The following is a 19461-nucleotide window of genomic DNA, read 5'->3' as shown; positions in this document are numbered from 1 at the left end:
TTCACCTTAAAATTCCATTATATGGAATACTCGGCTATATTTAGCGGTCATTCTAAAACATTTATAGACATACTATTATGAGAAAACATTTTACCACCGTTTCTGCGCTGTTATTTGCTGTAGCGGCTTTGGCACAACAACATCCAGACACAACCCGTGCCAAAGCTGGTCCGCCCGCAATAGCGCCGGTCATCCCCAAACCCGGTCCAAAGCCTTATAAGGACATCATTACCGACAAGGCCATCACCCAAAAAGGGCTGTTCACTGTTCATAAAGTAGACGATAAATTTTATTTCGAGATCCCCGAAAACCTGCTGGGCAGCGAGATCCTGGCCGTTACTCGCCTGGTGAAAGTTCCCGGCGGCGCCCGTAAATATGGCGGGGAAGAGATCAACCAGCAATCGCTCACATTCGAGAAAGGTCCCAATAACAATATCTTCATCAGGGTGGTAACCCTGATCAGCTCGGCCGATTCAACCAATGTGATTTCCAAAGCTGTTAAAAATTCTTACCTCGATCCCATCGCCGCTGCATTCGATATCAAATCGCTGGGAAAAGATTCTTCCGGTTATGTGATCGACGTGACAGATTTTTTCAAAGGCGATAACCAGATCGTGGGCCTCGACCCCAACGATAAAAGGCAGTTCGGTCTCACCGGTCTCATGCCCGACAGGTCGTACATACAAAGCATCAACACCTACCCCATCAATACAGAGATCCGTACGGTGAAGACTTTCGGCGCGATGGCTCCTTCGCCCACGGGTATGCCATCCCCTTTCCCTACGCCTTCATTACCGGCCGCACGCAACGCGGGCGTTATTACCATAGAACTGAATACTTCTATGATATTGCTGCCCAAAGTGCCTATGCACCGCCGCCTCTTCGATTCGCGCGTGGGTTTCTTTGCCGATGATTTCACCGTGTACAGCGACGACCAGCAGAAAGTAGACAACCAGACTTTCGCCGTTCGCTGGCGCCTGGAGCCCAAGCCCGAAGACATGGAGAAATACAAGCGCGGAGAGCTCGTAGAACCTGCCAAACAGATCGTGTACTATATCGATCCTGCCACACCCAAACAATGGAGGCCATACCTGATTGCCGGTATCAACGACTGGCAGAAAGCTTTTGAAAAAGCCGGTTTTAAAAATGCCATCGTTGGTAAAGAATGGCCCGAGAACGATACCACCATGAGCCTGGAAGATGCGCGTTATTCCGTGATCCGTTATTTCGCTTCCGATATAGAGAACGCTTATGGTCCGCAAGTGCACGACCCCCGCAGTGGTGAGATCCTCGAGAGCCATATCGGCTGGTACCACAATGTGATGAAGCTGGTGCACGACTGGTACATGGTACAAGCCGCTGCCGTAGATCCCAAAGCCCGTAAAATGAAATTCGATGATGAACTGATGGGTCAACTCATCCGCTTTGTATCGAGCCACGAAGTGGGACATACCCTGGGGCTGCGTCACAATATGGGCAGCAGCAGCAAAACCCCTGTGGAGAACCTGCGCAACAAAGCATGGGTGGAAGCCAACGGACATACCGCTTCTATCATGGACTATGCCCGATTCAACTACGTAGCGCAGCCTGAAGACAATATCTCTGAAGCGGGTCTCTTCCCACGCATTGGCGATTACGACAAATGGGCTATTGAATGGGGCTACCGCTATACCGGCGAAGGCGATGTGGAGAAAGATAAGCGCATCAACAACAAGTGGATCGTTAATCGCCTGGGCGCCAATCCCCGCCTGTGGTTTGGCGGTGAATCGTACAATACAGACCCGCGTGCGCAAATGGAAGACCTGGGTGATAACAGCGTTAAAGCCAGCGAATATGGTATTAAGAACCTCAAGCGTGTAATAGCAGGACTGCCCGAATGGACCAAAGAAGAAGCCGATCGATACGAGAACTTGTCAGACATGTACATGCAGGTAGTAGGCCAGTTCAGTCGCTATACCGGCCATGTGCTCAAAAACGTAGGTGGCGTGTACGAGACTTTCAAAAGCATAGAACAGCCCGGCGATGTGTACGAAGCCACACCCAAAGCCATCCAGAAAACTGCAGTGGCTTACCTGAACAAAGAAGTGTTTGAAACACCCAACTGGCTGTTCGATAAAAATATCCTCAATAAGATCGCTTCACCTGTTGCCAATGAAAGGGTGCAGACCATCCAGGTGAATGCCCTCAACGGTTTGCTCGATGGCGCCCGGCTGTACCGCATGGTGGTCGCAGGCAACCGTTACGGAGTGGCCAACACCTACGGCATCGATGAAATGATCGACGATGTTAAAAAAGGTGTGTGGAGTGAATTGAGCTCTCACAAACCCATCGACGCTTATCGCCGCAATTTGCAGAAAGCTTATGCCGATAAACTGATCAGCCTGCTGAATCCGAATGTTATCACTGCAATAACCGGCCTCACTTCATCCGGCGTTCAGATAACCACAACAGAAACCAAGAATACCGATGTAACATCTGTTGCGAGAGGACAGCTCAAGGCTTTACAAGCCGAGATCAACGCTGCCATTCCCGGCACCGGAGATCGCATGAGCAAGTATCATTTGCAGGATGTGTCTGAAAGGATCAAACGTGCATTGGATCCCAAGCAATAAATATCTGATCTGAACGTCATCCCGGACATTTCTTTATATTGTGTAAAATATAACCGATGCTTGAACCATGGCGCACCGGCAAGGTGATTAAAATTGAAAATGCCAATTCTTCTACCCGCCGCTTCTGGATTGAAATTCCCGATGCCGCTTCTTTCGATTTCAAACCGGGCCAGTTCGTTACGCTCGACCTGCCCATACACGAAAAGAAAAACAAAAGATGGCGCAGCTACTCCATCGCTTCTGCACCGGACGGCACCAATATTATTGAACTGGTGATCGTTTTGCTCGAAGGCGGCCTGGGCACCAATTATCTTTTCAACGAAATACATGAAGGCAGTGAGCTGGTGCTGCGCGGACCTCAGGGTGTTTTTACCCTGCCCGATCCGCTGGAGAAAGACCTGTTCCTGATCTGTACCGGCACCGGTGTGGCCCCCTTCCGTTCCATGGCGCATTACCTGCACAAGCATAAAATAACACACGGCGAAATCCACCTCATTTTCGGCTGCCGCAAATTCAGCGACTGCCTGTATCGCGAGGAGCTGGAACAATTACAAAAAGACGAGCGTCATTTTTATTATCATCCTGTTTTCTCCCGCGAAGAAAATGTGGGTGATGGCGCTTATAAAGGCTATGTGCACGCCGTGTACGAATCCATCCTACAACAAAACAAACGCCCCGCCAATTTCTACTTATGCGGCTGGAAGAATATGATCGATGAAGCCAAGCAACGGATTGTTGCGATGGGGTATGAGAAGAAAGACATCCACCAAGAGCTGTATGGATAAATAGCTCCGTCATCCTGAGCGAGCGAAGCGAGTCGAAGGACCTGCTTCACATTCGGGCAGATCCCTCGACTCGCTTCGCTCGCTCGGGATGACGTTATGTTTATAAAGCGGCTTGCACGATTTCTTTAACCTTCGAAATGGGTATTCGTTCCTGCAACATGGAATCGCGGTGGCGAATGGTTACCGTGTTGTCTTCTTTGGTTTGATGATCGATGGTTACGCAGAAAGGCGTACCAATAGCATCCTGTCTCCTGTAACGTTTACCGATAGCGTCTTTTTCCTCGTAGAAACATTTGAAATGCTGCTTGCATTCATTCATCAGCTCACGCGCGATCTCGGGGAGACCATCTTTTTTCACCAGCGGCAGGATGGCCAGTTTATTGGGGGCGATCTTAGCAGGGATGCGCATCACCACGCGGCTGTCGGCAGTACCGTCTTCTTTGGTGAGGGTTTCTTCTTCGTAAGACTGGCTTAAGATGAGCAGGAACATACGGTCTAAACCGATGGATGTTTCGATCACATAAGGGATATAGTTGCCATAAGGCTTGCCGGTAGCTTCGTCTATATCGTTATCGAAATACTGCTGTTTCTTTTTACTGTACTCCTGGTGGTTTTTCAGGTCGAAATCGGTGCGGCTGTGTATGCCTTCCACTTCTTTGAAACCAAAAGGAAATTCATATTCAATGTCCAGCGCAGCATCTGCATAATGCGCCAGCTTCACGTGGTCGTGGTAACGGTATTTTTCGGCCGGTATGCCCAGGCTCAGGTGCCATTGCAGGCGGGTCTCTTTCCAGTAGTTATACCATTCTTTCTGTGTGCCGGGGCGGATGAAGAACTGCATCTCCATCTGCTCAAATTCACGCATGCGGAAAATGAACTGGCGGGCCACGATCTCGTTACGAAAAGCTTTACCTGTTTGTGCAATGCCGAAAGGAATTTTCATCCGGGCGGTTTTTTGCACGTTGAGGAAGTTCACGAATATACCCTGTGCGGTTTCGGGACGCAGGTAAATGGTATCGGCCTCTCCCGCTACTGAACCCAGCTGGGTAGAGAACATCAGGTTGAACTGGCGGATATCGGTCCAGTTGCCGGTACCACTGATGGCACAGACAATCTGTTGATCGGCGATCAGTTGTTTGAGCGCTACAAAATCTTCTGCCGCCAGCAAACGATCCATTTCAGCGATCAGCGCATCGGCTTCTTTTTCGGCGCCTTTCTCACGCAACGCATCGGCCCTGGCTTCCAACAGGTGGTCTACCCGGTAGCGCTTCTGGCTGTCTTTGTTATCGATCATGGGGTCGCTGAAATTATCTACGTGACCGCTCGCTTTCCAGGTAGTAGGATGCATGAAAATGGCGGCATCCACCCCTACGATGTTCTCGTGCAGTTGGGTCATGCTCTTCCACCAGTAGTCGCGGAGGTTTTTCTTCAGCTCACATCCATTCGGACCATAATCGTAAACGGCGCTGAGGCCGTCGTAAATTTCACTACTGGGAAATACAAAGCCATACTCTTTGGCGTGGGAAATAATTGCCTGGAATTTGTTCTCTTGTTGCGTGCTCATAACGCAGCAAAAATATGGGTTTTAGCCTTACTGCAATTTCTCATTATCCTTATGCCTGTTAGCATCGCGGATATGCTTCTTCTCGAAATTCTTTTGCAACGCGGCGGTGAGGTCCACCCCTGTTTGATTGGCCAGGCAGATGAGCACCCAGAGTACATCGGCCATCTCATCGGCGATATCACGGCCTTTATCAGACTCTTTGAAGGATTGTTCGCCGTATTGCCGCACCATCAACCGGCTCAGTTCCCCCACTTCTTCCATGAGAATACCCAGGTTGGTGAGTTCGTTGAAATAACGCACCCCCACTGTTTTGATCCAACTGTCTACCTGTTGTTGTGCCTCCAGGATTGTCATAATGCAATGTTTTAAGTTTTTTCTTTCGTCATCCTGAGCATTCACGATCGTCATCCCGAGCGCAGCCGAGGGATCTGCCCGAATATTCAGCAGCTCCTTCGACTCGCTTCGCTCGCTCAGGATGACGACCTCGGGACGACGTAGAAAATTATTCTTTATTTTTCGAATCGATTACAATGGTCACAGGTCCGTCGTTCAGCAACCGCACTTTCATGTCGGCGCCGAAGATGCCGGTCTGGATTTTTTTGCCGAGGTCGGTCTCCAGTTGTTTGATCATCTTTTCATACATCGGTATCGCCGTTTCCGGTTTAGATGCCTTGATATAAGAAGGCCTGTTGCCTTTCTTGGTGCTGGCGTGCAGCGTAAACTGGCTCACCAGCAACACATCGCCATTCACTTCTTTGATACCCAGGTTCATCACGCCGTTCTCGTCATTGAAAATGCGCAGGTTCACGATCTTGTTGCTGAGCCATTGGATGTCTTCCTCCGTATCGGCATCTTCTATTCCCATCAATACCAATAATCCTGTTCCAATAGCGCCGGTAATTTGTTCGTTTACCGTTACCGATGCTTCCGTTACACGCTGGATCACAATTCTCATAGCTGTTACCGATTTTTATGCGAACTTTATTTTGATGAAGATAGACATTACACCGGAGATACAGTTTCAGACCGCCCGCAGTGGCGGCAAAGGCGGACAGAACGTGAACAAAGTGGAGACCATGGTAGAGGGCCGGTGGAATATCGATGCATCGCTGCTGTTCTCTGCCGAACAAAAAGAACAGATCAGGGAACGGCTGCAGAACAAGATTACCGATGAAGGTTTGTTGCTGGTGAAATCGCAAACCGAAAGATCGCAACTGGGCAATAAACAGGAAGTGATTCGCAAAATGCACCAGTTGCTGGCTTCGGCGCTGGTGAAGAAAAAGATCCGCCGGCCTACACGTCCTACCAGGGCTTCCAAAGAAAAAAGGCTGGATACCAAGAAACGCAATACTTTCAACAAAGACATGCGCAAAAAGATCAACCGCAACGATTACTGATGAACCGCTTTGCCAAATACATTGCTTTTACCGGTTGCCTGGCCCTGTTGTTGTCTTTTACCGGCAAACACCCACCCGAGCCTCATGTAGTAACCTTACGCTTTCATTCCGTAATAGGTAATCATTCGCTGGAACTCGGCCGTTCTTATGTGAATGCGCTGGGAGATACCATTGCGGTGCAACGGTTCAAATACTATGTATCCAACATCATTATCACTGATGCGGTTGGCAAGGATGTGTATTTATTTCCCCGGCGTTATTATCTGGTAGATGCAGAAGACAGCGCTTCTCAATCTATCCAACTAAAGATACCTGCACTACCCTTGAAGCAGGTACGCTTTACGTTGGGTGTCGACAGCATCCGCAATGTATCGGGCGTACAAACCGGTGCGCTTGATCCGCTGCATGGTATGTTCTGGACCTGGAACAGCGGGTACATCATGGCTAAGCTGGAAGGCGTATCCAGCAGTGCGCATGTGCCGGGACAACAATTCACTTATCATGTGGGTGGCTTCAAAGCGGCGGACAATACTGCAAGAGTTATTACACTGGACCTGCCTCCAGGCACTGCACCGGTTGATGAGATCAACATTGCGGCCGATATCAATGCATGGTTCAAAGGCGGCTTTTTACTTAAGATTGGGGAGCATCCGATATGTCATAGTCCGGGTGGATTGGCCGTACAAATTGCCGATAATTACAAGGGCATGTTTTCCATTTCATCTGTTCGTTAATGAGGTTTTGCAAGACCATATGGGTAGTAGTGTTGTTATTGGTTACAGGCATAGCATGGGTTGCAGCCGATAATGCTTATTTCAGGCCCAGGCCTGTGAAGTTTACAGTACCGGCCGGGTGGCCGCAACCTGTCTATGATTTTAAAAGCAACCCGCTCACACAGGAAGGCATTGCACTGGGCCGCGAACTGTTTTACGATGGCCGGCTGAGCAAAGACGGTAATTTTTCCTGCGGTAGCTGTCACCAGCAGTTCGGCGCTTTCGATACTTATGATCATAACCTCAGCCACGGGTTCGATAACTCTTTTACTACGCGCAATGCGCCGGGCCTCTTCAACCTGGCCTGGCAGAAGGAATTCATGTGGGATGGCGGCATCAACCACCTCGACCTGCAACCCCTGGCGCCCCTCACGGCGCCCAATGAAATGGCGGAAACCCTGGAGAACGTGATGGCCAAACTCAAAGCCGATAAAAAATACCGGGCTATGTTCAAAGCCGCTTTCGGCGATGAAACCATCAATACCCAGCGCATGAACAAAGCCATCAGTCAGTTCGTGCTCACGCTGGTGAGCAGCAACAGCAAATACGATAAGGTAAAACGTGGCGAAGCCAGTTTCATCTTACCGGAACAACTGGGCTATGATATCTTCAAAAAGAAATGCAACAGCTGCCACACCGAGCCGCTGTTTACCGACTTTTCTTACCGTAATACCGGCCTCAAAGCAGACCCTTACCTCAACGATGTTGGCAGGATGAAGATCACCGGCAACCCGGCCGACTCGCTCAAATTCAGGGTGCCCAGCCTGCGCAATGTGGCCCGCACTTTTCCCTATGGGCATGATGGGCGTTTCTTTTCCCTCTCCAGTGTGTTTGAACACTATCGCAACGGGATGACGGTGATGCACAATACCGATTCATTGCTGCAACACAAGCTGGCCTTGTCGAATTTCGAGATCGGACAGCTCACGGCTTTTCTCTATACCCTCACCGATTCCAGCTTCCTTACCAACCCGCGTTTTGCTCCGCCCGGTAGTGAAAACATTGGTAAAGCACCAGTTGATATACATCTGTAAGGCTCTGTTTCGTTACTTTGCATTTCCGTCATCCCGAGCGAGGTCGTCATCCTGAGCGAACGAAGTGAGTCGAAGGACCTGCTGAAAACTTCATGAGATCCCTCGGCTACGCTCGGGATGACGTGCAATAAAAGAATATCCATTGAGTGGCATAAAGAAATTAGCGGGACAAACTATCTGGTACGGGCTCAGCTCCATTGCGGCCCGTTTCATCAGTTATTTACTCACGCCTTTACTTACTTATTCCAGTTTTGTAAAAACGGCCGACTTCGGAAGGCAGAGCCTTTTGTATTCGGCCATACCGGTATTGAGCGTGATCTTCACCTATGGTTTTGAAACAGCTTATTTCCGGTTTTCAAGCAGGGAGGAATACAAGAAGAGCATTTACAGTACCTCTTTTTTGTCCATCTTCGTAAGCACCATCCTGCTTTCGCTGGTGCTCTGGCAATTCCGTACACCGTTTGAAAAGATCACCGGCTTTACCGATGTGCCGCTGATCATTCAACTTACCATTTTCATCATCGCCATCGATACCCTGAACCGTATTCCTTTTGCCAAACTGCGTCAGGAAGACCGGCCCATGAAATATGCGTTCGTGAACATTACGGGTATCCTCTGTAATATTTTGCTGGTGTGGTTTTTTGTGAATTATTGTCCGGCTAAGTATGAACAAAACCCAAACAGTTGGGTAGGCCTTTTCTTCGACCCCGATCGCAACCCCATCGTATATGTGGTATTAGCCAATCTTATTCAAAGTATTCTCACCTTGCTCCTACTCTCGAAAGAGATTCGCATGGTAAAACTACAGTTCGATACCCGCCTTTGGAAAGAGATGATGGTATATGCTTTGCCATTGCTGATCGTGGGCCTGGGTGGCATTGTAAATGAAACATTCGACAGGCTTATGCTCAAAGCATGGCTTCCCGGAACCGAAATATACCGCGAGGAGCAGGTAGGTATCTACAACGCCTGTTATAAACTTTCGTTGCTCATTACTTTATTTATACAGGCTTTTCGCATGGGCGCCGAGCCGTTTTTCTTCAAACAGGCAGAGGCACAGAACCCGCAACGCACTTATGCCCGTGTGATGAAATTCTTTGTAATTGTGATCACTTTCATGTTCCTGGCGGTGAGTCTCTTCCTGCCAATTTGGGAGAAACTGATTGGTCCGCAATACCGCGTTGGAGTGAAAATTGTACCCATTCTTTTATTGGCCAATATGTTCCTGGGCATTTATTATAACCTCACCATCTGGTTCAAGCTGAGCAATAAAACCATTGCCGGTACTTATATTACGCTTACAGGAACAGCCATCACCCTTGCTTTCAATTATTTTCTCATCCCGCATATCGGTTATATGGCGGGCGCCTGGGCTACTTTCCTTTGCTATGGTACCATGATGGTGATCTGTTATCAATGGGGACAAAAAGAATACCGCATTCCCTACGCCACTAAAAAGCTGATGGCGTACATAATGATAGTGGTGTTGCTGTTCTTCCTGCACAAAGGCATTACCCTGCTCTATCCGAAAATCTGGTTCCAACTCATGTTGGGATTGTTATTGTTGGGCGCGTATGGCTGGTTCATTTTACAAGTAGAGAAAAAAGAATTTCAGAAATTACCTGTCATCGGTAAATACATCCATTAATTCACCCGTCATCCCGAGCGTTGTTCGATCGTCATCCCGAGCGCAGCCGAGGGATCTGACCGAGTGTTCAGCAGGTCCTTCGACTCGCTTCGCTCGCTCAGGATGACGTACCTTTGCATTACAATTCAAAAGGAGTACACATGGCAGAAGACCTCAGCATTGCACAGGGCACCAAACAGGAACAATACGAGTCGCTGATTCCCCAGATCAAAGGCTTGCTGGAGGGTGAGCCCGACCAGGTGGCCAACCTGGCCAATGTAGCCGCTGCACTGAAAGAACAGTTCGGTTGGTTCTGGGTAGGGTTTTACCTGGTGAAGGGCGATGAGCTGGTACTCGGGCCTTTCCAGGGACCCGTAGCCTGCACGCGCATCCGCAAAGGACGTGGCGTTTGTGGTACCAGTTGGGCACAAGCCAGTACCCTCATTGTACCCGATGTAGAAAAATTTCCGGGGCATATTGCCTGCAGCAGTTTATCCAAATCAGAGATCGTAGTGCCGTTGTTTAAAGGCGATGAAGTGATGGGTGTGCTCGATGTAGACAGCGATGAACTGGACCAGTTCGATGAGACCGACAGGCATTTCCTTGAGTCCATCGTGGCCCTGATTCCCTGATCAAAAAACCATTTCGCATTTATTTCTTACCTTTGCGCCATTCATATACGCTTTCTACGCGACTTAGATTTCCTTCCGTGACAAAGTTCATCAAGTCAGAATAACGGACAAGGTATATACCACCTGATACCATTTTGGGTGTTTTTACAATAAATTTCATTCCATTGACATTTGATCAATTAGGCCTTATTGAGCCTATTCTTAAAGCCCTTCAGACCGAAGGTTACACAGAACCTACTCCCATCCAGGAGCAATCTATTCCCATTGTATTGCAGCGCAAAGACCTTTTAGGTTGTGCCCAAACAGGTACCGGCAAGACTGCCGCTTTCGCCATTCCTGTATTACAGTTATTACATGAAGACAGGAAAGCGGGCAATCACAACAAGGGTATCAAAGCATTGATACTTACACCTACACGCGAGTTGGCCATACAGATCGACGAAAGTTTCGCGGCTTATGGACGCCATACAGGGTTGAAACATACGGTGATCTTTGGCGGTGTATCGCAGGTACCGCAGGTGAGCACATTAAAACATGGCGTGGATATCCTGATCGCTACACCGGGCAGGCTGCTGGACCTGATAGAGCAGCAATTCATCAACCTCAGCCAACTGCAAATATTTGTACTGGATGAAGCGGACCGCATGCTGGACATGGGTTTTATTCACGATGTAAAAAAAGTGATTGCCAAAATACCGGCTAAAAGACAGACCCTTTTCTTCTCCGCTACCATGCCTCCCGAGATTGCTTCACTGGCCAATACCATTCTGAAGCATCCATCGAAAGTGGAAGTAACACCGGTATCATCCACCGCAGAAACCATTCAGCAATCTGTTTATTTTGTTGAAAAAGAGAACAAGCGTTTATTGCTGAAACACCTGTTGCTGGATGCATCCATCAAATCGGTGTTGGTATTCGCACGCACCAAACACGGGGCAGATAAAGTGGCGAAGGACCTGCACAAAGCAGGCATCAAAGCCGAAGCCATTCACGGCAACAAATCGCAGAATGCACGACAGCGGGCATTGACCAATTTCAAGAGCGGCGAAACCCGCATACTGGTAGCTACCGATATTGCAGCGAGGGGTATTGATGTAGACAATCTCTCGCATGTGATCAACTTCGAATTACCGAATGTTCCCGAAACCTATGTACACCGGATCGGACGTACAGGCAGGGCTGGCGCGGCGGGCATTGCTTTTTCCTTCTGCGATGAGGAAGAAAAAGCTTACCTGAAAGACATCCAGAAACTGATTGGCATGAACATCGCGGTTGTTACAGACCAGCCTTATGCCATGCGCAATACTTCACTTCAAGAGGCAAAAAAACCAGCGCCGGCGCAGAACGAACATCGGCCGCAGCGCAGGTCTTTCAGGGGTGGCGACAGCAGGCGATACAGCGGCAATAACCAGCAATGGAGGCAGCATTAACATACTGTGGCGGCAAAAATATTTCGCCTAATTTAGTTGTATGACTAAGCGAACTGTTTATTGCTTGCTGGCATGTCTTTTCTCAATGCAGATACATGCCCAGACTGCTGATTATTTTCCCACGGCACAACAATGGGAACGCAGAACACTTGCTGCGCTGCAATTGAAGGAAGCTGGTATTTCCAAAGCCATTCAACTGGCCCAGGCGGGTGAGAGCAAGAATCCCCGCAACATGGAGGTCAACCATTACCGCACGTTTGGTAAAGAACCATTTGGGGAAGGCATTGGTCCTTTTGCCGAACGTGGCGAGCCTACTGGTGTGAGTGGGGGCGGCCATTGGGGTAGTGGCATGTTTATCAACGCGTATGATATGGCGCGGTTTGGATTGCTGACCCTGCACAAAGGCAGCTGGAATGGCAAACAATTGCTGAGCAAGCAATGGATTCAGCAGGCGTTGACGCCTACACCTGTAAAGACAGACTATGGGTACATGAACTTTTTTCTCAATACCGATAAAAAATTCCTGCCCAGTGCACCCGCCACCGCTTTTGCACACCTGGGCAACGGTAACAATGTAATCTATGTAGATCCCGAACACAACCTGGTTGTAGTGATGCGCTGGATCGAGAGAAATGCAATGGATAATGTGGTGAAAGCCGTGTTGGAAGCATTGCCCAACTAACGACTAAAACCCCTACTTTTGCGTCCCGGTGGGAGATCATTCCCGCTTTCTGCGGATGTGGCGAAATTGGCAGACGCACTAGACTTAGGATCTAGCGCCTTACGGCATGTAGGTTCGACTCCTATCATCCGCACCGATAGACTTTCAATCTCTTACACAAGACCCGCTTCGGTGGGTTTTGTGTTTTTAATACAATCCTAGATTCCCAATCGCCGGTATCGTTCATTGAACACGTTCAGGTAAGCATCTTTCATTTCCCGGGACAGGAATGAGCGCTCGATCCAATCAAGTGCAAGCGCGCGTTTTCTTCCGAACCGACGGAATACACTCGTCACTTGTCGGGTATTTAACCCCAACCCTTGCCCAAGCCGTTCGAAATGTTCCCTGTGCAACTTCTTCTTTTTTCCTTCCAGTGTCAAAGCCAGTTCTTCGCTGTCAACAGGGTTGGCGATGCTGACATTGAGCAGGTCATAAGCAGGCGCAAGCTGCCATTGCCCTTGCGTATGGATCAGCGAAAAATTCTTTAGGTGCATATCGTTGTTGCCGGTTAGGAAACTGAAGACTGCAATCTCGAAAAAATACAATTGATCCAGCAACGTATTATCAGAATAGGTGTTGATCGCCTTACCTATCTTTTCCATAGATCCCTTGTATTTGTCTACAGCTTCCAGGAGTTGGAACATATCTAGCATGTGGATCTTTTTACCTTTTTCCGTACGATCGATCCGCCGGGTGATGTATGACAATTCTCCTGTTTTTAACCGTATCAGGCTTGAAGGCACCACCCGGATATCAAAAGCCGCTGCGATGCGCATTGTTAGGTGTTCGTTTTGTGGCATTTCGGGATAATGCTCGGATGGAGGTTTGAAAATATAATTACCGCCCAATGCACCTACAACCGTCAACCGGTTATATCCGCCTTCGGCAAGGGACTGCCGTACAAGGGTCAGCGAAAGTTTAGGTTGAACACCTGGTACGGCAATGCTTCTTGCTACTACCTGTTGTGCCAGCGAAGACATATCATCCAGTGTATAGTTGAACTGCGGCGCATCCTTTGTTCCGAAAAAATTGCTACTGCAATGGGCATGAAAATCACCCTCCGCTTCCGGCGGTAGTTCCTCATAACAATATAGACAACGCTTATTCATTGTTGAGTTCGATCGGTTGAATACTGACAGCGCCTATGCAATTCCTGCAACAGGCCAGCAAGAGACCCATACGGTCATTGGGATTGAGCTTCCAGTTTTTGCTTGCAATATCCAGCAACCAGCCTTCTGGTATCAGGCCTTCAAAAAAAGCGAACAGGCGGTTAGAAACATAGGGCTCCGCTTGAAGTGGCATGGTAAGCGTGATGGGTGCCGCCGCCGTTAATGCCAGGTAAGCCCGGTCATAGCGAAAGATATATTCTCCCTCATCCGTCTCTGTGAGCGTTCCAGCCATGATGGTACCATATAGTACGGCCGCTTTTCTCATGTCGCCGGGTTTTCATTTTTTTCAGGCAGGTTACCGAGCTCACGGCTGCTGACCGGGGCCAGTTCATGCCCAAACATTTTAAGTACCTGGTTCACTTTTTCCAACTGGAGGGTCTCTTTCCCCTGCTCGATTTTGCGCACAACAGTAAGGGCTACGCCCGAGCGTTCGGCGAACTCCTGCTGGCTCATCCCCGTCTGCTTACGCCTGCGTTTGACAAATTCAGCTAGTCGTTCCATCTTTATATTTATATGCTTAAAGATATAATAGTGTAAAAATAGCAATAATTATATTCAATTACATATAAAAATAAATAAAACCCACTTTTATATCTAATTACATATAAAGTGTAGATAATTACAGCGAATCCATACTGAAATATTTGTTTGATTTTTAAGTAGTTTTAGCGCATTTGACGCCCATCATCTAAACCGCCTTCAACCAATTGCATCCAGTGAAACAATCCTTATTGCGATCTCTTGCTATTATCTTCATCTTATCACTCCATTTAGATAAGACTGTCGCTCAAAAAACAGCCAATCGTCCCAATGTGATCTTCATTTTGGCAGATGACCTCGGCTATGGCGACCTGGGTTGTTACGGGCAACCATTGATCGCAACACCTCATATCGACCAGCTTGCCGCTTCCGGCATGCGGTTTACGCAGTTCTATTCGGGCACATCGGTATGCGCTCCTTCGCGCGCTTCATTAATGACCGGCCTGCATACAGGTCATACACCGATACGCGGCAACCGTGAAGTGAAGCCCGAAGGCCAGTGGCCTATTCCCGACAGTACTTATACCATGGCCGAAATGTTTAAAAAAGCCGGCTATACCGCCGGTGATTTCGGCAAATGGGGATTGGGTTATGTTGGCTCTGAAGGCGATCCAGTGAAACAGGGTTTTGATCGTTTCTTCGGATACAATTGCCAGGCGCAGGCGCACAATTATTTTCCGGATCATTTATGGGATAACGATACAAAAATCGATCTGCCCAATACACCCGGCAAGCAGCCTGCCTATGCCGGTGACCTCATACAACAAAAAACCCTTTCTTTTATAGACGACAACAAGTCCCGCCCTTTCTTTCTCTATCTTTCTTATACATTGCCACATGCAGCCCTTCAACTGCCCGCAGGCGACAGTTTGTTTGAATGGTATAAGCACAAATTCAACGAGCAGCCTGTAGCCATCAAAGCATGGAATGGAATTGGCTACCAGCCCCAGGCATACCCACATGCAGCTTATGCGGCAATGGTAGCGAAGCTCGACAACTATGTGGGTGAAGTGATGGCGAAGCTGAAAGCCTTACACATTGACGAGAACACGCTGGTGATCTTCAGCAGCGATAACGGTCCGCATGCAGAAGGCGGCAACGACCCCACTTTCTTCAACAGTAGCGGTGGGTTCAGGGGCATCAAAAGAGATCTGTATGAAGGAGGGATGCGGGAACCTATGATCGCAAGATGGCCGGGGATGATCAAAGCAGGAGAGACATCCGGCTTCGTAGGCGCTTTCTGGGATTTCTTCCCAACATTCGCGGCCCTGGCAGGCGTGCCGGTAACAGATAAGATAGATGGTATTTCGATTTTGCCAACACTGCTGAACAAAGGCCGGCAGCAACAGCATGAATACCTCTACTGGGAATTCCATGAGAACGGAGGCCGGCAGGCCATCCGGATGGGTAACTGGAAAGCAGTGAAGTATCGCGTAAAAGAAGATAAAAACGCCCGCTGGGAACTGTACGATCTTGCCGCCGATGCACATGAAACGCATGACATAGCAGCACAACATCCGGATCTGGCAAAAAAGATCAGCGGGTTGGCAAAGCATGCACACACGCATTCCACAATAGATGAATGGAATTTTTAGCATTATTATCATCAATAGCATATCTCATGAAACGACTTGTCATTTTTCAATCGAAAAACAGCTTGTTTTTCCTGCTGCCTTTGCTTTTCTTGTGCAGCAGTTACCACCAGCCATTGCCAGGCGCCGGCAAAGGGGATACACCTCCTAACATCATCATCATTTTGATGGATGATATGGGCTATGGCGACCTGGAATGTTATGGAGGCTTCCCTTATCACACCCCCCATATCAACCAATTCGCTGCGCAGGGCATGCGTTTCACCAATTATTATGCAGCCCAGGCGGTGTGCAGCGCTTCAAGGGCAGGGTTACTAACCGGTTGTTATCCCAATCGCTTAGGTATTTCAGGGGCATTGAATCCATGGAGTACCAAAGCGCTGAACCCTTCCGAAGAGACCATTGCAGAATTGGTGAAAGCCAAAGGATACAGAACGGGAATAATAGGAAAATGGCACCTGGGAGATAAAGAGCCTTTCCTGCCATTGCAGCAGGGTTTTGATGAATTCCTTGGGTTGCCTTATTCGAATGATATGTGGCCGGTGAATTATGATGGCAAACCCATCACCGATACCAGCGACTGGAAATCTAAATATCCACCATTGCCATTACTGGAAGGCAATAAAAAAATACGGGAGATCAATACACTCGAAGACCAATCATTATTGACCACGCTTTATACTGAGCGGGCTGTGCAGTTCATCAAACAAAATAAACAACATCCTTTCTTTTTATACCTGGCACATGCGATGGTGCATGTACCTATTGCCGCCTCTGCAAAATTCAGGGGCAAAAGCGGGGCCGGCCTGTTTGGAGATGTAATGGAAGAAGTAGACTGGTCTATAGGAACCATTATGAAAACATTGGAAGAGCAGGGACTCACTAAAAACACACTGGTTATTTTTACCAGTGATAATGGCCCCTGGCTTACATTCGGTAACCATGCCGGCAACTCCGGCGCGCTGCGCGAAGGCAAAGGAACAGCATGGGATGGCGGTTTGAGAGTACCTTGTATTATACGCTGGCCGGGCAAGATCGAAGCAGGCACCATCTGTAATAATATAGTAGCTGCCATGGACATATTACCTACGGTGGCAAATATTTGCGGCGCCGGCAAACCTGCTAAAAAGATCGACGGAGTAGATATTCAATCACTGCTTTTCCGGCGGCCTGGAGCCAACCCACGCGATGAGTTTGTTTATTATTACGATAACAACAGTCTTAAAGCCATCCGGAAGGGACAATGGAAACTTACTTTCCCTTGCATATCACAGACCTACAAAAAACCATCTGCGATTGGTAATGATGGCTGGCCCGGCAAATACGCCAAAGATTCGGTGCAACTCGCTCTGTACGATCTGAGAACCGACCCGGGAGAAACACTGGATGTGCAGGAGAAGCACAAAGACATCGTAGCGCAACTCAATGCACTGGCCGATCAATACAGGAAAGAATTGGGTGATGACCTTACCAAACAAACCGGTACAGGCCTGCGTCCCGCAGCAGTAGTAAAAATAAAATAGCAGTAAGAGGCCGGAAATATCGTATCCAAATTTCTCCAAATTTACACAGTACTTTAGTGTTAAAATTGGCAGATGAAGTTATTGGTGGTAGAGGATGAACACACACTGCTGCAAAGTATTCTGGAATATTTTACGCAGGAAGAATTCCTTTGCGAAGGGTCTGCCACCCATGCCGACGCACTTAATAAAATAGAAGATTTCAGTTACGACTGCATCATTCTCGATATCAACCTGCCGGATGGCAATGGTCTCCGCCTGCTGCAACACCTGCGCAAGCAAAAAAAAGACGATGCCGTGATCATCATTTCTGCGCGGGATTCCTTGCAGGATAAGATCACAGGGCTCGACTACGGGGCCGATGACTATATTACCAAACCCTTTCACCTCTCGGAACTCAACGCGAGGGTAAAAGCGCTGTTGCGCCGCAAATATGTGCATGGTACTGATACACTGGAGCTGGGCAACCTGCAAATAGAACTTTTTTCACGTACCGCCAGTTGCGGCCAGCAAAAATTATCGCTTACCAAAAGTGAGTTCGATCTGCTGGCTTACCTGATGAATAACCCTAACCGCGTAGTAAGCAGGCAGGCCATCGCAGAGCATATTTACGGAGACCAGTCGGACAATATGCCTTCTTTCGATTTTGTTTATTCGCAGATAAAGAACCTCAAAAGAAAACTGAAGGAAAAAGGATGCGATGACCTGATACAAACCGTATACGGACTGGGCTATAAATTATCGTTATGAGCAAACCGTTGCTGCAAAGAAATACCCGCTACCTGCTCACATGGCTGCCCGTCGTGTTGCTGTTCTGCTCTTTTTTATTTTATGTGATGTTACGCATGCAGGCTCATCACATGCAGGAAAAGCAACTGCTGCTTAAACAAGAAAATGTCTGGAAAACTTTTGTAGCCAACAAGGGCAATATTGAAAAGCATATCATCGGAGAATACGATATCGTTGAAGCAACGCAGCCTGTTGCATTGAATGCATCCAGGGATACTCTCGTTTATTATGCCGATGAAAAGAAGTCTCTTCCTTTTGAGATCCTCACCGGTCGCATGCAGTGGAACAATACTTCTTATAACCTTACCACTTATGTTTCATCAACAGAAATATCCCACCTCATCATCAAGGTATTCATTACGGAGGCATTTATTTTATTGCTGCTGCTGGTTGCCATCGTAATACTGAACCGGAAAAGTTCAAAGTTGTTGTGGAAGCCATTTTTTTCTACCCTGCATGCAGCAAACAATTATGATATCGCCCGCAACCAGCCGCTTGCATTGGCCACTCATACGGGTACAACCGAGTTCGACGAATTGAATGGAAGCATGACCAGTTTCGTCAATAATGCCAATACGGCTTATTTCAATCAGAAACAGTTTGTAGAAAATGCTTCGCATGAAATGCAAACGCCGCTGGCCATCATACGTTCAAAACTGGAATTGCTCATCAACCAGCCCGGCCTTACAGAAAAGAGCGCATCTATGCTGCAGGATATTACAGAAGCCAATGACCACCTGAGCCAGATGAACCGCAACCTGCTTTTATTGTCCAAGATCGAGAACAACCAGTTTCCCGATGCCGGCCCCATAGATGTATCGCAAATGCTCCGTCATTTACTGAATAGCTTCCAGGAGCATTATGAATATTTCCCGGCGCTCACCTGCAACATTGAAGACCATGTTGTATTACAGGCAAACAGATCATTGATAGAAATACTCCTCTCCAATCTTGTCAACAATGCCATCATACACAATAAGGAGAATGGAGAAATGAATGTTACCCTTTCCTCATCCTATCTCCTCATACAAAATACAGGACCTAAACCGGATATTGATCCGATGGAACTGTTTGAGCGATTTAAAAAAGGTTCTTATCAAACCAAAACAACAGGACTGGGACTGTCGCTGGTGAAACAAATTGTGTTGTTGTATCAATATCAAATCAGCTATCAATACCTGGATGGATGGCATATGATAAAAGTAACTTTTCGGTAAATCTGGCATCTAAATTTCTCCAAAATCCTGCAATAGCTTTACGTTTCGTTTAAATCACC

Annotated in this window: 18 protein-coding genes, 1 tRNA gene and 1 pseudogene; 14 read left to right on the top strand and 6 right to left on the bottom strand. The window is 48.0% G+C overall.

The annotated features are described in order from the left end of the window. The first annotated feature begins 77 nt into the window (after positions 1-77). Positions 78-2612 (top strand): zinc-dependent metalloprotease, encoded by a 2535-nt coding sequence (locus BLU98_RS16700; RefSeq protein ID WP_092726945.1) that lies wholly within the window; start codon positions 78-80, stop codon positions 2610-2612. Between the two features lie 56 nt (positions 2613-2668). Then, a complete protein-coding gene (locus BLU98_RS16695) occupies positions 2669-3397 on the top strand; it encodes a ferredoxin--NADP reductase (RefSeq protein ID WP_092726944.1) in 729 nt (242 codons plus the stop codon). 100 nt (positions 3398-3497) lie between these two features. Here the strand turns inward: BLU98_RS16695 and BLU98_RS16690 are convergent, their stop codons facing one another. From BLU98_RS16690 to dtd, 3 genes are all read right to left on the bottom strand, one after another. After that, a complete protein-coding gene (locus BLU98_RS16690) occupies positions 3498-4961 on the bottom strand; it encodes a glycine--tRNA ligase (protein ID WP_092726943.1) in 1464 nt (487 codons plus the stop codon). A 27-nt stretch (positions 4962-4988) separates the two neighbouring features. Further along, positions 4989-5315, bottom strand: coding sequence for a nucleotide pyrophosphohydrolase (locus BLU98_RS16685; RefSeq protein ID WP_092726942.1), 327 nt, complete (start codon positions 5313-5315; stop codon positions 4989-4991). Positions 5316-5463: 148 nt separating this feature from the next. Then, positions 5464-5916 carry a D-aminoacyl-tRNA deacylase gene (gene dtd / locus BLU98_RS16680; protein WP_092726941.1) on the bottom strand — a complete coding sequence of 151 codons (453 nt, stop codon included), beginning with the start codon at positions 5914-5916 and terminating at the stop codon, positions 5464-5466. Positions 5917-5950: 34 nt separating this feature from the next. Here dtd and arfB point away from each other — a divergent pair. From arfB to BLU98_RS16640, 8 genes and pseudogenes are all read left to right on the top strand, one after another. Then, a pseudogene (gene arfB, locus BLU98_RS16675) lies at positions 5951-6358 on the top strand (alternative ribosome rescue aminoacyl-tRNA hydrolase ArfB); the annotation flags it as partial. Next, on the top strand, positions 6358-7092 hold the full coding sequence (locus BLU98_RS16670; RefSeq protein ID WP_092726939.1) for an MbnP family protein: 735 nt from the start codon (positions 6358-6360) through the stop codon (positions 7090-7092). The pseudogene arfB and the gene BLU98_RS16670, both read left to right, overlap by 1 nt. Continuing rightward, the gene (locus tag BLU98_RS16665) at positions 7092-8165 is read left to right on the top strand and encodes a cytochrome-c peroxidase (protein WP_092726938.1); all 1074 of its coding nucleotides are present in this window, start codon (positions 7092-7094) and stop codon (positions 8163-8165) included. The genes BLU98_RS16670 and BLU98_RS16665 overlap by 1 nt, the downstream gene beginning before the upstream one ends. Before the next feature lie 142 nt (positions 8166-8307). After that, entirely contained in the window at positions 8308-9813 is a 1506-nt protein-coding gene (locus BLU98_RS16660; protein ID WP_257575078.1) for a lipopolysaccharide biosynthesis protein, read from the top strand. Positions 9814-9953: 140 nt separating this feature from the next. After that, positions 9954-10424, top strand: coding sequence for a free L-methionine (R)-S-oxide reductase MsrC (gene msrC / locus BLU98_RS16655; protein ID WP_092726937.1), 471 nt, complete (start codon positions 9954-9956; stop codon positions 10422-10424). Between the two features lie 164 nt (positions 10425-10588). Further along, on the top strand, positions 10589-11854 hold the full coding sequence (locus BLU98_RS16650; protein WP_092726936.1) for a DEAD/DEAH box helicase: 1266 nt from the start codon (positions 10589-10591) through the stop codon (positions 11852-11854). Between the two features lie 40 nt (positions 11855-11894). Next, positions 11895-12536 (top strand): serine hydrolase, encoded by a 642-nt coding sequence (locus BLU98_RS16645; protein WP_092726935.1) that lies wholly within the window; start codon positions 11895-11897, stop codon positions 12534-12536. A 51-nt stretch (positions 12537-12587) separates the two neighbouring features. Continuing rightward, positions 12588-12669 (top strand) — tRNA-Leu (locus BLU98_RS16640). A 64-nt stretch (positions 12670-12733) separates the two neighbouring features. Here BLU98_RS16640 and BLU98_RS16635 read toward each other — a convergent pair. The 3 genes from BLU98_RS16635 to BLU98_RS16625 are packed head-to-tail and all read right to left on the bottom strand — an operon-like array spanning position 12734 to position 14245. Then, positions 12734-13684, bottom strand: a complete 951-nt coding sequence (locus BLU98_RS16635) for a HipA domain-containing protein (RefSeq protein ID WP_092726934.1) — start codon at positions 13682-13684, stop codon at positions 12734-12736. Beyond that, positions 13677-14009, bottom strand: coding sequence for a HipA N-terminal domain-containing protein (locus tag BLU98_RS16630; RefSeq protein WP_092726933.1), 333 nt, complete (start codon positions 14007-14009; stop codon positions 13677-13679). The genes BLU98_RS16635 and BLU98_RS16630 overlap by 8 nt, the downstream gene beginning before the upstream one ends. Then, positions 14006-14245, bottom strand: a complete 240-nt coding sequence (locus BLU98_RS16625) for a type II toxin-antitoxin system Y4mF family antitoxin (protein WP_037360731.1) — start codon at positions 14243-14245, stop codon at positions 14006-14008. The genes BLU98_RS16630 and BLU98_RS16625 overlap by 4 nt, the downstream gene beginning before the upstream one ends. 311 nt (positions 14246-14556) lie before the next feature. On the opposite strand from BLU98_RS16625, the gene BLU98_RS16620 reads away from it, so the two are divergent. The 4 genes from BLU98_RS16620 to BLU98_RS16605 all read left to right on the top strand — a co-directional run bounded on the left by BLU98_RS16620 (position 14557) and on the right by BLU98_RS16605 (position 19402). Next, positions 14557-15879 carry an arylsulfatase gene (locus BLU98_RS16620; protein ID WP_257575077.1) on the top strand — a complete coding sequence of 441 codons (1323 nt, stop codon included), beginning with the start codon at positions 14557-14559 and terminating at the stop codon, positions 15877-15879. A 26-nt stretch (positions 15880-15905) separates the two neighbouring features. Next, positions 15906-17399, top strand: a complete 1494-nt coding sequence (locus tag BLU98_RS16615) for a sulfatase family protein (RefSeq protein ID WP_092726932.1) — start codon at positions 15906-15908, stop codon at positions 17397-17399. A gap of 72 nt (positions 17400-17471) precedes the next feature. Further along, positions 17472-18146, top strand: a complete 675-nt coding sequence (locus BLU98_RS16610) for a response regulator transcription factor (protein ID WP_092726931.1) — start codon at positions 17472-17474, stop codon at positions 18144-18146. Next, the gene (locus BLU98_RS16605) at positions 18143-19402 is read left to right on the top strand and encodes a sensor histidine kinase (RefSeq protein WP_092726930.1); all 1260 of its coding nucleotides are present in this window, start codon (positions 18143-18145) and stop codon (positions 19400-19402) included. Before BLU98_RS16610 ends, BLU98_RS16605 begins: the two co-directional genes overlap by 4 nt. The last annotated feature ends 59 nt before the right edge of the window (positions 19403-19461 follow it).

The organism is Hydrobacter penzbergensis (assembly GCF_900106985.1).
Lineage (GTDB): Bacteria > Bacteroidota > Bacteroidia > Chitinophagales > Chitinophagaceae > Sediminibacterium > Sediminibacterium magnilacihabitans.
Note: the sequence above shows the minus strand (reverse complement) of the source record. Positions and strands in the feature narration are given on the sequence as shown.

Bases quoted from the DNA above. Each gene is read 5' to 3' on its own strand.
- BLU98_RS16700 (WP_092726945.1), top strand. From the start codon at position 78: ATGAGAAAACATTTTACCACCGTTTCTGCGCTGTTATTTGCTGTAGCG.
- BLU98_RS16695 (WP_092726944.1), top strand. From the start codon at position 2,669: ATGCTTGAACCATGGCGCACCGGCAAGGTGATTAAAATTGAAAATGCC.
- BLU98_RS16690 (WP_092726943.1), bottom strand. From the start codon at position 4,961: ATGAGCACGCAACAAGAGAACAAATTCCAGGCAATTATTTCCCACGCC.
- BLU98_RS16685 (WP_092726942.1), bottom strand. From the start codon at position 5,315: ATGACAATCCTGGAGGCACAACAACAGGTAGACAGTTGGATCAAAACA.
- dtd (WP_092726941.1), bottom strand. From the start codon at position 5,916: ATGAGAATTGTGATCCAGCGTGTAACGGAAGCATCGGTAACGGTAAAC.
- BLU98_RS16670 (WP_092726939.1), top strand. From the start codon at position 6,358: ATGAACCGCTTTGCCAAATACATTGCTTTTACCGGTTGCCTGGCCCTG.
- BLU98_RS16665 (WP_092726938.1), top strand. From the start codon at position 7,092: ATGAGGTTTTGCAAGACCATATGGGTAGTAGTGTTGTTATTGGTTACA.
- msrC (WP_092726937.1), top strand. From the start codon at position 9,954: ATGGCAGAAGACCTCAGCATTGCACAGGGCACCAAACAGGAACAATAC.
- BLU98_RS16645 (WP_092726935.1), top strand. From the start codon at position 11,895: ATGACTAAGCGAACTGTTTATTGCTTGCTGGCATGTCTTTTCTCAATG.
- BLU98_RS16635 (WP_092726934.1), bottom strand. From the start codon at position 13,684: ATGAATAAGCGTTGTCTATATTGTTATGAGGAACTACCGCCGGAAGCG.
- BLU98_RS16630 (WP_092726933.1), bottom strand. From the start codon at position 14,009: ATGAGAAAAGCGGCCGTACTATATGGTACCATCATGGCTGGAACGCTC.
- BLU98_RS16625 (WP_037360731.1), bottom strand. From the start codon at position 14,245: ATGGAACGACTAGCTGAATTTGTCAAACGCAGGCGTAAGCAGACGGGG.
- BLU98_RS16615 (WP_092726932.1), top strand. From the start codon at position 15,906: ATGAAACGACTTGTCATTTTTCAATCGAAAAACAGCTTGTTTTTCCTG.
- BLU98_RS16610 (WP_092726931.1), top strand. From the start codon at position 17,472: ATGAAGTTATTGGTGGTAGAGGATGAACACACACTGCTGCAAAGTATT.
- BLU98_RS16605 (WP_092726930.1), top strand. From the start codon at position 18,143: ATGAGCAAACCGTTGCTGCAAAGAAATACCCGCTACCTGCTCACATGG.